Source organism: Dialister histaminiformans (genome assembly GCF_900103425.1).
Taxonomy (GTDB): Bacteria; Bacillota; Negativicutes; order Veillonellales; family Dialisteraceae; genus Allisonella; species Allisonella histaminiformans.
Genome location: NZ_FMXA01000017.1, coordinates 1 through 13,501, shown reverse-complemented (window position 1 = coordinate 13,501; position 13,501 = coordinate 1). Strand labels below are relative to the sequence as shown.

11 protein-coding genes, 1 tRNA gene and 1 other annotated feature are annotated in these 13,501 nt (G+C 47.8%); all 12 genes read left to right on the top strand.

The genetic code is table 11. From position 1 onward, the window contains the following. Positions 1 to 26 precede the first annotated feature (26 nt). Positions 27 to 2,597 carry a DNA mismatch repair protein MutS gene (mutS, locus tag BLQ79_RS06370; RefSeq protein WP_091364986.1) on the top strand — a complete coding sequence of 857 codons (2,571 nt, stop codon included), beginning with the start codon at positions 27 to 29 and terminating at the stop codon, positions 2,595 to 2,597. Then, entirely contained in the window at positions 2,597 to 4,504 is a 1,908-nt protein-coding gene (mutL, locus tag BLQ79_RS06365; protein WP_091364984.1) for a DNA mismatch repair endonuclease MutL, read from the top strand. The genes mutS and mutL overlap by 1 nt, the downstream gene beginning before the upstream one ends. After that, the gene (locus tag BLQ79_RS06360; RefSeq protein ID WP_091364982.1) at positions 4,501 to 5,289 is read left to right on the top strand and encodes a class I SAM-dependent methyltransferase; all 789 of its coding nucleotides are present in this window, start codon (positions 4,501 to 4,503) and stop codon (positions 5,287 to 5,289) included. The genes mutL and BLQ79_RS06360 overlap by 4 nt, the downstream gene beginning before the upstream one ends. Continuing rightward, the gene (gene miaA, locus BLQ79_RS06355) at positions 5,271 to 6,182 is read left to right on the top strand and encodes a tRNA (adenosine(37)-N6)-dimethylallyltransferase MiaA (protein ID WP_091364981.1); all 912 of its coding nucleotides are present in this window, start codon (positions 5,271 to 5,273) and stop codon (positions 6,180 to 6,182) included. The genes BLQ79_RS06360 and miaA overlap by 19 nt, the downstream gene beginning before the upstream one ends. Before the next feature lie 105 nt (positions 6,183 to 6,287). Further along, entirely contained in the window at positions 6,288 to 7,532 is a 1,245-nt protein-coding gene (locus BLQ79_RS06350; protein WP_091364979.1) for a methionine gamma-lyase family protein, read from the top strand. Between the two features lie 274 nt (positions 7,533 to 7,806). Next, complete coding sequence (locus BLQ79_RS06345; RefSeq protein ID WP_091364977.1) at positions 7,807 to 8,589, top strand: NINE protein; 783 nt, start codon at positions 7,807 to 7,809, stop codon at positions 8,587 to 8,589. 53 nt (positions 8,590 to 8,642) lie between these two features. Next, positions 8,643 to 8,890: a binding site (T-box leader), on the top strand. Positions 8,891 to 8,943: 53 nt separating this feature from the next. Continuing rightward, on the top strand, positions 8,944 to 9,072 hold the full coding sequence (locus tag BLQ79_RS08455) for a hypothetical protein (RefSeq protein WP_268761825.1): 129 nt from the start codon (positions 8,944 to 8,946) through the stop codon (positions 9,070 to 9,072). A gap of 135 nt (positions 9,073 to 9,207) precedes the next feature. After that, the gene (locus BLQ79_RS06340; protein ID WP_159427868.1) at positions 9,208 to 10,095 is read left to right on the top strand and encodes a carbohydrate kinase family protein; all 888 of its coding nucleotides are present in this window, start codon (positions 9,208 to 9,210) and stop codon (positions 10,093 to 10,095) included. Next, the gene (gene truA / locus BLQ79_RS06335; RefSeq protein WP_091364973.1) at positions 10,092 to 10,826 is read left to right on the top strand and encodes a tRNA pseudouridine(38-40) synthase TruA; all 735 of its coding nucleotides are present in this window, start codon (positions 10,092 to 10,094) and stop codon (positions 10,824 to 10,826) included. The genes BLQ79_RS06340 and truA overlap by 4 nt, the downstream gene beginning before the upstream one ends. 64 nt (positions 10,827 to 10,890) lie before the next feature. Continuing rightward, positions 10,891 to 10,967: transfer RNA gene (locus BLQ79_RS06330), tRNA-Val, on the top strand. Between the two features lie 418 nt (positions 10,968 to 11,385). After that, positions 11,386 to 12,357 carry a biotin--[acetyl-CoA-carboxylase] ligase gene (locus BLQ79_RS06325; RefSeq protein ID WP_091364970.1) on the top strand — a complete coding sequence of 324 codons (972 nt, stop codon included), beginning with the start codon at positions 11,386 to 11,388 and terminating at the stop codon, positions 12,355 to 12,357. A 191-nt stretch (positions 12,358 to 12,548) separates the two neighbouring features. Then, positions 12,549 to 13,319, top strand: coding sequence for a type III pantothenate kinase (locus BLQ79_RS06320; protein ID WP_091364968.1), 771 nt, complete (start codon positions 12,549 to 12,551; stop codon positions 13,317 to 13,319). Positions 13,320 to 13,501 lie beyond the last annotated feature (182 nt).

The following is a 13,501-nucleotide window of genomic DNA, read 5'->3' as shown; positions in this document are numbered from 1 at the left end:
CAACAGAGAAGAGGACTTGAAAAAATATGGCAAAAAAGACACCGTTAATGAATCAGTATAAGGAGATAAAGGCCAGATATCAGGATGCCATCCTGTTTTTCCGGCTGGGAGATTTCTATGAAATGTTTTATGATGATGCCATTACGGCATCTCATGAACTGGAACTGACTCTGACCGGTAAGAACACAGGGGAAGAAAAGAGGGCCCCCATGTGCGGCGTTCCTTATCACGCGGCCGAAAATTACATCTACCGGCTCATACAGAAGGGGTACCGTGTGGCAATATGCGAACAGCTGGAAGATCCTAAGACGGCCAGAGGGCTGGTTAAGCGCGGGGTTATTAAGGTCATCACACCTGGAACGATTCTCTATGAGAATGCCATTGCGGATAAGTCCAATAATTACCTGATTTATATCCATGAAGAAGGCCGTAATCTGGCAGCGGCCATGGCCGATGTGTCTACTGGCGAGTGCTGGTGGGGGCTTTGGGACAGCAGGAAAGAGAAGGGGGATTTCTTTGATATGCTGTCTGTGTATTCTCCGGCAGAAGCGGTGCTGGATGTATCGGATGCATTCTATGAGACCATGGAACACTATGTATCCGCCTGTCTGGGCGGTTGTCTGCTGTCCCGCCGCAGGGAAGGTGATGTCGGGGCCGTTATCCCGGAAGAGATTGAGCAGACCGGCAGCGAGGCCGTAGCCACAGCTTACCGGGGACTCCTTGGCTATCTGAAAGAAGTCATGAAGACATCGGCCGCTTCCTTCCACGCGGTTATGCCGCTTCGCCAGGATGATACCCTGACTCTGAGCGAAGAAACCCTGCGTAATCTGGAAATTACCAGAAACATGCGCGATGGCGGAAGAAAAGGCACACTGCTGGATGTTCTGGATAATACCCATACCGCTATGGGGGCACGTCTCCTGCGGCGCTGGCTGGAACGTCCGTTGAAAGATGTTAACCGGATCATCATACGCCAGGATGGTGTGCAGGAACTGGTATCCCATGCCACGGAAATGACCAGGCTGGAAGAACTTCTGTCGCAGATATTCGATTTTGAACGGATTCTGACCCGTATTGAGACCAATACCACGTCGCCTAAGGATCTGCTGGCATTAAAGGCTTCTCTGGGGATTGTTCCACAGATAAAACAGCTGCTGGGAGGCGCCTCTTCTGTAGCGATGAAAAAGCTCAACCGCAGCATAGGTATCCATGGTCCGGTTTATGACCTTCTTGACCGTTCGATGAACGAGAATGGAACGGGTACGATTAAGGATGGCCGGTACATCAAAGAAGGATACAGCAAGGAACTGGATGAACTGCGTTCCCTTACACGGAACAGTCAGCAGTGGATCCGTCAGATGGAAGAATCGGAACGTCAGTCAACAGGCATTGTCAAACTGAAGGTAGGATTTAATAATATTTTTGGCTATTATTTTGAAATTCCGCATTCCAATAAACTGCCGGTTCCGGATTATTACATAAGAAAGCAGACACTGGTCAACGCGGAACGATATATTACACCGCAGCTGAAGGAGTTTGAAATCAAAGCCCTCAGCGCACGGGAAAAGACGGAGGAACTGGAACTTAAGATTTATCAGGATATTAAGGCACAGATCCGCCCGGAAATTCCGGCTATGCAGAAAACAGCCAGAGCCATTGCGGCACTGGACTGTCTGGCCAGTCTTGCCCGTGCAGCTATCACTGACCGGTATATCAAACCGATAATCACCGGCCCTGACGTCGGTCGGATTTCCGTACAGGATGGGCGCCATCCTATGGTGGAAAAGGCGTTGAAACATGGTATGTTTGTACCTAATGATACGGAACTTAACCATGGTTCGCAGGAAATCCTTATCATCACCGGTCCTAATATGGCAGGCAAATCCACGTATATGCGTCAGGTAGCCGTTCTGGTCATTATGGCGCAGGCGGGTTCGTTTGTGCCGGCCCGTCAGGCATCGTTCACCCCGGTAGACCGTATATTCACCCGGGTTGGGGCGACAGACGACATTGCCACCGGCCAGAGTACGTTCATGGTAGAAATGAAAGAAGTTTCACAGATTCTTCGCGGAGCCACCAGAAACAGTCTGATTCTGCTGGATGAAATCGGACGGGGAACCAGTACGTATGATGGGATGAGTATTGCCCGTGCGGTGGTAGAATACATTGATAAACACATTCATGCCTATACTCTGTTTGCCACCCATTATCACGAATTGTCGGTGATGGCATCAGAAAGCAGTCATATTAAGAATTACACGGTCAGCGTGCGGGAAAAGGGCAAGGATATTACATTCCTGCGCCGTATTATTCCCGGAAGTGCGGACAGAAGCTATGGTATTCATGTGGCACGTCTGGCAGGGCTGCCTCAGGAACTGCTGGACAGGGCAGAAACTATTCTTAAGGGACTGGAAGCGGAGGACGGAAAGAAACCGGTTGCTCCGGTGGTCAGTGCGGCGGCAGAGGAAGTGCAGTCCAATCTGTTCAGCTCTTCCATTATCGATGAACTGGCGCATGCGGATGTTATGGGGATGACCCCCATAGAAGCGATGAACATGCTGTTCAGATTAAGTAAAGAAGCGAAGGAGGGACGCTGATGTCAGTGATTCATGTACTGGATGAAGTAACGGCCAATCAGATTGCGGCAGGGGAAGTAGTGGAACGCCCTGTAAACGCGGTGAAGGAACTGGTGGAAAATGCCGTAGACGCCTCAGCTTCTGAAATAGAGGTAGAAATTGCTGACGGCGGAATTTCCTATATCCGGGTGACGGATAATGGATGTGGTATGACGCCGGAAGACGCCAGATTGTCCATTGTCAGACATGCTACCAGTAAAATACGTTCTGTAGAGAACATCTATCACATTGCCTCCCTGGGATTTCGAGGAGAAGCACTCCCCAGTATCATGTCTGTTTCCAAAGGACGTATTACCACCCGGAGGCATGACGAGGATATGGGGACCGTTCTGGAAATTGAAGGCGGAGAGGTACAATCTGTAGAGCCATGCGGCGCTCCGGCAGGGACTACCGTAGAGGTGAGGGACCTGTTTTACAATGTGCCGGCCCGGAAAAAGTTTCTGAAGTCAGAACGCACAGAAAGCAGCCGGATTAATTCCATGGTAGGGAAAATGGCACTGGCCAATCCCAATGTGGCTTTCCGGCTTATCAACAATGGCCGTACCGTGATTGAGACACCAGGAAATGGCCGGCTGATAGACGCCATCTCCGCCTTGTATGGACTGAAGACGGCAGGGGAAATGCTGCCGGCAGGCGAACAGGCCGATGAGATGATTCTGGAGGGGATGATTGGAAAACCGTCGCTGCTTAAAAGCAATCGCTCCGGGCAGACAATTATAGTTAACCGGCGTGTGGTGGATAATGCGGCTATTTCCAAAGCGGTGGATAATGCCTATCATTCCCTGCTTCCGAAAAACGGGCATCCGGTATATGTTCTGTCATTTACCGTGCCTCCGGAAAGCATTGACGTAAACGTGCATCCCCAGAAGAGGGAAATCAAATTTGCGGATGAACAGACGCTGTTCCGCCTTACCTACCATGCGGTACTTACCGGGCTTACTTCAGCCACCCGCGCGGAAGATATTTCTACGGAAATGATAAAAAATCCGGGACATGATATTATGGATGCCAATCCGGTGCAGATTAAGGGGTCCGGGACCGTCAGTGAAGATACGGATGATTCTGTCGCTGGTGACAGTAGATATTCATCTTCATGGCAGCCGTCGTATTCCCAGGCTTCAGAAGGCCATGCGGTATATCCGGATAATTTCCGGCATGGTTCTTCTTCCGGTAATGACCGGACGGAGTATACACCGGTCATCGATCCATCCGAAGTTATGAATACCCATTTTGCCCGCAGAGAAGAACCGGCAGTTGAAAGCCAGGCTCTGTTTGAAATTCCTGATGAGGAAGAACGGCAGGAGCAGGTAATTCCTCTGGGGCAGATAGCGGAATGCTTTATTGTATGCTGTCATGGGAAAGATTTGTATATTATCGATCAGCATGCAGCCCATGAGCGTGTCCGCTACGATAAACTGGCGGAAAGGGCAGAAGGGATACCCATGCAGGAAATGCTGGTTCCGATTCTTGTACATGTAGAGGAAACGGATATGGATATCCTGCAGGAAAGAAAGGATGAGCTTCTGCGTTTAGGGATTGCTTTTGAGCAGGCAGGGCCGGATGTAATTCGTATAATCGGTGCTCCTGGAGATCTTCCGGGAGAAGATATGGAACGGGTTATTCGCGATGCACTGGTGGCTTATCACGAGAAGGATATCCCTTCACCGGAGACACTGAGACACCGGGTAATGGCTTTTGCTGCCTGCCGCGGCGCCATTAAGCGGGGAGATCCGCTGAACATACGGCAGATGAAAGAACTGATTAATGACTTATTTAAGACATCACGTCCCTTTGTCTGTCCACATGGGCGTCCGACGATTGTGCGTTTTACGCCAGGAGAACTGGGAAGGTTATTTCACAGACCATGAAGATTGGAGTTACCGTATCAAAAGACGCGTCAGAGGATTTGATACATAAGGCAAAGGCAGCGGCGCGGGAGCTTAATCTGCCGTGGATGGAACGGCGGGACACGCTGGAGGAAACTGGAGGCGAAGACTGTGAAGGACTTCTGGAATTTACACGAAAATGCCCAGTTTACCGGACACGTGATAATCTGTATAAGTTTCATTTGGGTACGGCCAAACTGCGCATTGCGCAGATGAAGCATGGACATGCTGACCGGCTGGTAAAGCTTCTGCCGGACAAGGAATATCTTACCGTGGTGGATGCCACGTTTGGCGCCGGCGGAGACTCTATAGTGCTTTCCTGGGCTCTTCAGGGAAAGGGGCAGATCATATCTCTGGAGAAAAGCCCGGTTCTCTGGGTCATTGGTCAGGCCGGCATATCCGGATTTTCGGACGCGGATGAAGATGTACTTCAGGCTATCCGGAGGATACACCTCATTCACGATGATTTTGCCCACTGGTTGCAGCAGGCGAAAAGCAAAAGCGTGGATGTCGTTTATTTCGATACTATGTTCAGACATCCGGTAAAAAAAGATATCAATAACCGGAATGCGTTCAGGAATGCGGCATGTTATGATGTACTGACGGAAGACGTATTAGCCCAAGCTGTCCGGGCAGCCCGGTGCAGGGTCATTGTAAAAGAGCGCCCTTTTTCTCCGGTTTTCAAAAACCCTGCATTTACTTATGTAGACAGCAAAAAGGGACAGTCAACAGCATATGGAGTGATTGTATGTCAAAACAAAGACTGATAACCATCCTGGGACCTACTGCATCCGGGAAATCCGATTTGGGAATCTATCTGGCAGGCAAGATGGGAAGTTCCATTATTTCCGGAGACGCGTTTCAGGTATATAAGGGCATGGATATCGGAACCGCCAAGGTGATGCCGGAAGAGATGAAGGGGGTCACTCATTATCTGGTGGATTGCCTGGAGCCTGGAGAACCTTATTCCGCGGCCATATTCGCGGAAACGGCAGGAAAATATATACAGGAAGAAAACAAGAAAGAAAAGATACCATTTCTGGTAGGAGGTACCGGTATGTATATAGAAGGACTGCTGGAAGGATTTGAATTCCGGGACAGGGGAAGCACCAGGCAGAAATGGCTGAACCTGTATGAAAAGGAAGGTCTTTCCGGTCTTATCGCAGCGGCCAGAAAGAACCCCGACATAAAAAATATTCCTGCGGATAAACAAAGGCTGATACGTACGCTGGAACTGGCGGAGGACAGAAAGAAACAGACCGCAGGAAAAGCGGCCGGACGGGTTTATGACGGGCCGGTGATTGGTATCACTATGGAACGACAGACCCTGTATGAACGGATTAATCGGCGTGTGGATCTTATGTTTGAACAGGGACTGGAACAGGAAGTGAGGACCTTGCTTCAGCAGGGGATTCCGGAAGACTGCCAGGCGTTTAAGGGGATTGGATATAAGGAAATCCTGCTTGCGCTTCATGGGGAGATAACCATGGATGAAGCAAGGGAACTGATAAAGAAAAATACCAGACATTTTGCGAAACGTCAGCTGACCTGGTTCCGACATATGCCATATATTCAGTGGGTGGACCGGACGGGAAGAGACAGAGCGGACTGGTATGGGGAAGTGGAATCCATCATTCACAGCGCATTTTCCGCAAAGTAAATGACAGAAGGAAGGGCCGGAACGCAGTTTTGCGTACTGGCCCTTCTGGTGTTAAAATAGAAAAAGTTTGTAAAAATACTACCATTCAGAACAAGGACGGATATTATGAATCAGGAATTAATGAAAATTCATGAACAGGCTATGGAGAAACTCAAGCCTGTTTTCAGGGAAATGGAAGATATTTCCTTAAAAAATACGCAGAAGGTACTGGAAGCTTTCAGAAAGCACCAGCTGTCTTTTTTCCACTTTGCCGCATCTAATGGATATGGTTATGATGACGCAGGACGGGAAAAGCTGGAAGAAATATGGGCTGATGTATTCCATGCGGAAGCAGCCCTGGTGAGACCACAGTTTGTCTCCGGTACGCATGCACTGGCTACGGTGCTGCTGGCTTTGCTCCGCCCGGGTGATACCCTGGTAGCTGCTGTGGGGACTCCTTATGATACGCTGCAGAGTGTAATCGGAATTTCCGGAGACGCACCCAATAATCTCATCAGTCGCGGGGTTCATTACAGGGAAGCCGCTCTGGTCGATGGCCATTATAGTCTGGATAATATCCGGAAGGCTGTTACACCGGATACACGACTGGTACAGATTCAGCGGTCCCGTGGATATATGGATAGAGATTCTCTGTTCCCGGAAGATATTCGCAGGATTGTGGCAGCGGTTAAGGAAATCAATCCGGAAATCATATGCTTTGTAGATAACTGCTATGGGGAATTTACGGGACTGGAAGAACCGATTGAACTGGGCGCCGATATTACTGCCGGTTCTCTCATTAAAAATGCGGGGGGCGGATTTGCTCCTACCGGTGGATATATCACAGGCCGGAAAGATCTGGTTAATCTGTGCGCGCAGGAAATGACAGCTCCGGGACTGGGCGGTGAAATGGGCTCTTATGCCGCTGGATACCGCTCATTCTTTGAAGGTCTGTTCATGGCACCGCACGTTACCCGTCAGGCAGTAATGACCGCTGAATATGCAGGAACCGTATTTGATCTGCTGCACTTTAAGGTATCCCCGGCACCGGGACATCTGCGTACAGATCTGATTACGGCTATTGAACTTGGCTCAGAGGAAAATATGAGGCTGTTTGGCGAAGCTATTCAGAGCTGGTCTCCTGTGGATTCCTATGTTCAGCCGGTTCCAGGACCTATGCCCGGATATACGGACCCCATCCTTATGGCGGCAGGGACGTTCGTTCAGGGTTCAACTATTGAATTATCGGCTGATGGCCCGGTAAGACCTCCTTATACGATGTACCTGCAGGGCGCGCTGACTTTTGAACATGGCATGCTCGCTGTACTCGGCGCTGCGGAAAAAATTTTGAAAGCAAAAAACAGCAAATAACCTTGAAACCTGCATAATATTTCAGCAATAATGAAATATTATGCAGGTTTTTATGTAACAGACTTGGCGGGAAATATGGGGTGCAATGGGATAAAATTTACACATACTGGAAGATTTCGGGTATTAATTTTACTTATTTGATAAACGAGTGGTTGCAAAAATATAAATTTATACACAATTATAAATCAGATATATACAGATTTTAAATAAAATGATAAACTATATAAGATGTATATTCTAGCATAAGGGATTTGTCAAAGGGAAAGGAGGAGCTATGATACCGGCAAGGTTTAAAGTGCATAATTATTGTTCCATAGTATGGACGCCACCGCTTCCTGGCGGAAAAATTGCATCAGGGGCGACAGTTGTCCGCGTCCGTGGTGAACAGATTGTTGATAGTGCATCTTTTGTATTTACCAAGGATATGGAAGCGGGTCTCATGGATATGCGGAAATTTCTGGATATAGACATGCTCCTCATTTATGACAGCCGTTCTCAGTTGAAGGAAATTAATGATTTCTGCTTCCGACAGGGGTTACCTCTTTTCGCTAATACATTTCTTGATTTGAAAGAATTGCTTGAGGAAGTTCGGGAAAGTGACTGTGGAAACGGAAATAAGGAAGACATACTCCGGGATGAAAAAAATTACCTGCAGATTAAAGATTCCAGAGAGCAGGCAGAAAAGATAAGCGCTATATATCTTGAAGCAGCTGGATATCTTTTTGATTATGAGGAGCCGTATCCGCTGTGGATAAAATATCTAAACAAAGCAGAAGAGCGGTTTATGGCAAAGCATCTCAGCGGCCGGGAAAAAAGCCTGACTAAAGCGTATCTGCTGTTATTGCTGGGGTTGCATTATGCCTATCTGGGAAGACCCTGGATGACGTTTTTGTACATAGGGACTATTGGAGGCTGTGGCTTCTGGTTCCTGCTGGATTTATTCCGTATGCCATATCTTCTGGATATGTATTATATTTATCTGGCCAATAAAGTCTTTCGTCAGATTCCAGAGGAGACGCGTACCAGAGAAACAAATGAGCTGGATCATACCGGTTGATGATTTTTCAGACAATATTGACAAGGCAAAAACGTAGTGATAATATTAAATGTATCAAAGCAATGAAGAAAAGAGTAGGTGGCTGAATACAGCACAGCGAGTCCCGGGGAGTGCGAGCGGGATATGGATAGGAAACTGAAGTGCATTTCTGAGCGGAATAAGTCGAAACAGCAGTAGATTTATTCGGGACTGCCCGTTACAGCAGCAGAGTTTACAAGGCGTCAGCCAGAGAACTTACAGAGGTATGTATGGTGACATACATATGAATTTGGGTGAGAATCACGGAACTTCCGTCCCTTACAGAGGGACAGAAGTTTTTTTATTTGGTTAAACCGATGAAAGGAGAACAAAATTATGGGTCAGTTAGTAGAAAAGAAAATGAATGCATTCTGGTGGGACCTGTGCAGCTGCCTCCTTTTTGTCGGTATTTCCGGTCCGGCATTTCATCAGTTTTTTGAACAGGATGTGGATGTAGCCGGTTAATATCTGTCGTCTGGTGTATCCAAAGCAGGATATCAGTCCCGTACATGCAGGATAAGAAGCATGTATGGGACTTTTTGCTGTGAGGACAGATGGGTTTTCTATGGTATACTGTATCCGGTACAGAAAGGATACGGAATGAGAAACTTTAAGAAGAAGCCGGTTTTTGCCGGATTTGGTGAAGTATTATATGATTGTCTCCCTGAAGGAGAGCGGCTGGGTGGTGCACCGGCCAATTTCGCGTGGATTGCCCACGAACTGGGAATGGACGCGATGGTTATCAGCGCGGTGGGAAATGATGAACGGGGGAAAAGGATACAGCGGGAATTAAAGGAAAGAGGTCTTCCTTTTTACCTGTCAGAGGTTCCTCATACGACCGGCTATGTGGAAGTGCAGCTGGAAAAGGGAATTCCATCCTATCATTTTGCCGAAGACTCGGCTTACCGGTATATTCCATGGAGTGAAGAATTAAAACAGATTGCGGAAACCGTGGATGTCGTCTGCTTCGGAACCATGGCGGGAGCGGATTCAAAGTCAGGCGAAACACTGGAAATGTTCCTTCAGCATGTACGGGAAGGGGCAATCCGGCTGTTTGATGTAAATCTGCGGGGTGACTTTTATTCAGAAGAGCAGATTAACCGCCTGCTGCCCTATGCGGATATTGTGAAGTGCAACAATGAAGAACTGCCTTGGCTGGCCGCCTGTGCCGGAGTGCCGGCAGAAGCGGAGACATATGCTTCCTGGCTGGCCTCTCGTGGCATCCGTGGGTTTATCTGTACCCGGGGAGATAAAGACAGCATGGTTTTCTGGGAAGGAAATAAAACAGTTATTCCTTCAGAACCGGTACGTATAAAAGATACTGTGGGAGCTGGGGATTCTTTCGCTGCGGCCTTTACTGCGGCGCTGATGCAGGGGAAAAATAGCATGGAGGCCCATAAGGTGGCCTGCCGTGTGTCAGCCTGGGTATGTACCTTTGAAGGAGCTATGCCGGATTTGCGTTCGTTTATACATAAGGGGGAAGCATGAATATCCGTTTTATTGTTCAGTATGATGGCACACGCTATGAAGGATGGCAGCGCCAGGTTCGTACGAAAGAAACCATTCAGGGAAAACTGGAACAGGCCATTGCCCAGGTAACCGGTGAAACGGTGCAGATTCAGGGCGCTGGCAGGACAGACGCCGGTGTTCATTCCCGGGGGCAGACAGCCAATGTGAGGCTGAAGAAAAAAGTGGATATACTTCAGTTTGAAGATAGGGTCAACCGTGCGCTGCCATCGGATATAGCCATTCTGGATTCCAGGAAGGTGCCGGACAATTTTCACAGCCGGTTTGGTGCCCGCTCCAAACTCTATGTATACCGGATTCGAACAGGAAGCCATAAGGATGTCTTTCACCGCCGGTTTATCTGGCAATATGGAGAAAAGCTGGATATTAAGGCCATGACGAAAGCAGCTATGCTCATGGAAGGCACGCATGATTTCAGAGGATTCACGTCCAATAAGAAGATGAAGACGGGAACCGAGCGGACAGTGTATTCCATTACAATGGAAGAATCTGATGATCTGCTGACCCTGTCCTTTACCGGAGATGGATTTCTCACCAATATGGTACGCATTATGACAGGTACACTGGTGGAAGTGGGAGAAGGGAAACGGAGCATCCAGTCAGTGGAGAACGTGTTTATTACCGGAATCCGCGCTGATGCCGGATTTACCGCACCTCCGGAAGGATTGACGCTGGAAAAGGTAATGTACTGAAAGGCGGAGCGCAGCGTATGATGAATGTGGAGATTGTTTATGATATAATCAACATATTCATTATGGGACTATAGCTCAGCTGGTCAGAGCGTTACGTTGACATCGTAAAGGTCTCTGGTTCGAATCCAGATAGTCCCACCAGAAAGAAAAGCTGCCATGCGGAATGAAAGTCTGCATGGCAGCTTTTGTGCGTTATGCTACAGGCGGCATCTGGAGGGAACAGACTCTGATAACGGTTTTGATATCTGTATAGCTGCGACTGGGAATGGCTTTTGTCATGGAATAGAGAATATCTGTGATATGTGGATTTACGGTTTATAAAAATAAATAAAACCGAAGGAGGGATGAGGAAAACAAGGTTTTTTACGGAAGAAATTGCCAATTCCTTTATATTGTGTATAATAAGAACAAATCCATAAAGTGTTTTACTTATGTTGTGTATAACAACATTGCAATTACCGATAGAGCACGCTTCAATCCGGACTGCATCATAGTGCCGGATAGACGGGAAACCGGTTGAAAACACGGCAGTGTAAAAGCATAAAAGGGGAGGGTGCTTATGAGGAATGAAATACTGGAGTATTTTCGGAAGGCGAATGGACAGTTTGTTTCCGGAGAACAAATTTCAAAGGATCTGAATGTATCAAGAACCGCAATCTGGAAACATATTAAGATTTTAAAGTCCAGAGGTTATATTTTTGAGTCCAGCACAAGGAAAGGCTACCGCCTTATCTATGAGCCGGATCTTCTGACACCGCTGGAAATTGAAAGTGTCCTTCATACGAAAAACTTTGGACGCCATATTGTATATATGGAAAGCACAGCCTCCACTAATGAAGTAGCTAAGGAATTGGCCCGGAAAGGTGCCGAAGAAGGTAGCATCGTGGTGGCAGAAGAACAGCGAAGTGGACGAGGAAGGCTGCAGCGTGGATTCTATTCACCTTTTGCCAAGGGAATCTGGTTTTCACTGATTCTCCGTCCTGATTTCTTTCCAATGGAAGCATCCAAGTCTACCCTTCTGGCTGCTGTAGGGGTATGCCGCGCCGTTCGCAGTCTGGGACTTCCGAACGCGGCAATTAAATGGCCGAATGATATTATGGTTAATGGCCGCAAGCTGGTAGGTATACTGACAGAATTGTCCGCGTCCATGGAAAAAATAGATTATATTATCATGGGCATTGGCATAAACACAGGAATGGAAAGGGCGGATTTCCCAGAAGCATTCCGTGAAGGGGCTACATCGTTCCGCGCGGAAGGTGTGCATGTATCCAGAAAGACTTTACTGGCAGCGGTGCTTTCTGAACTGGAAAAAGAATATGCGGTGGCGGAAACCGAAGGATTTGCCAGAGTGCTTGATAACTGGAGAAATCTTTCCTGTACACTGGGGCAGAGTGTACGGGTAGTTTTAGGCACAAACAGCTATACTGGCAAGGCTGTGGATATTGATAAGGACGGCTGTCTGCTGGTGGATACCGGGAACGAGGTAAACCGGGTAATTGCCGGAGATGTGTCAATACGCCCGGCAGAATAATGCGGAGGCTGTTGTACCGACAGATATAAAAGAGCAGAGGAATCAGACGGGGTCTGTGTTCTTCTGTTTTTTTATGGGGAGTGAAAATAGCGGTGAAGTATGCATAATATGCATAAGGGGCATTGACTGTCCGGAGGGGGGAATAACCTGTGTTATAATAGGGCATATGATTATGCGAAAGGATAAACGATATGCTTCTTGTTTTTGATGTGGGTAATACGAATATAGTACTGGGACTTTATGATGGGGATAAGATGATTTATCACTGGAGGGCGGCTACTAATGAGCTGAAAACGGCAGATGAGTATGCGGCTTCTCTGGGGATGATGTTCCAGCTGGATGGAGTCACCTTTGCTATGGTTACAGACATTATCATTTCCAGTGTCGTTCCTCCGGTAAACCCGACGCTGGAATATCTTTGCAGAAGGTATTTCCATGTAGAGCCTATGATGGTAGGACCTGGTATGAAAACAGGGCTTAATATCCTTTACGACAACCCGCGGGAGTTGGGGGCAGATCGTATTGTCAATGCTGTGGCAGGCATTACTCTCTATGGCGGCCCTCTGATTATCATAGATCTGGGAACGGCCACTACATTCTGTGCCATTGACGAAAAGAAGCGTTATCTTGGTGGAGCGGTCACACCGGGAATCGGCATTTCCATGGAAGCGCTGTTTCAGCGGGCCTCCAAGCTGCCGCGCATTGAACTGACACCGGCATCTTCCGTGATATGCAAAAATACGGTTTCCGCCATGCAGTCAGGAATCTATTATGGTGCTATTGGACAGGTGGATGGCATTGTACGGCGTATGAAGAAGGAAATGGGCTATAAGGAAATCAAAGTGATAGCTACCGGTGGTTTGGCCGATTTGATTGCTTCGCAGTCTGAAACCATTGATGTGATTGACCCTCTTCTTACTTTAAAGGGCCTGTATATTCTCTTTAAAAAGAACAGAAAGTGATTCCCGGTCTCCTGAAGCTGCAGGCGGTCTGTAATGCGGAGAACCAGGCGGAAGGAAATTTCGGGAATGCATTACAGAGAATGAGATTTTATGTTGGTTTGTCAAACATATGTTACACCGTACTTGATGAAATCATGGAGTGTATCTTTTGGAGATTTCCATCCAAGTGGCCGCATTGGGAA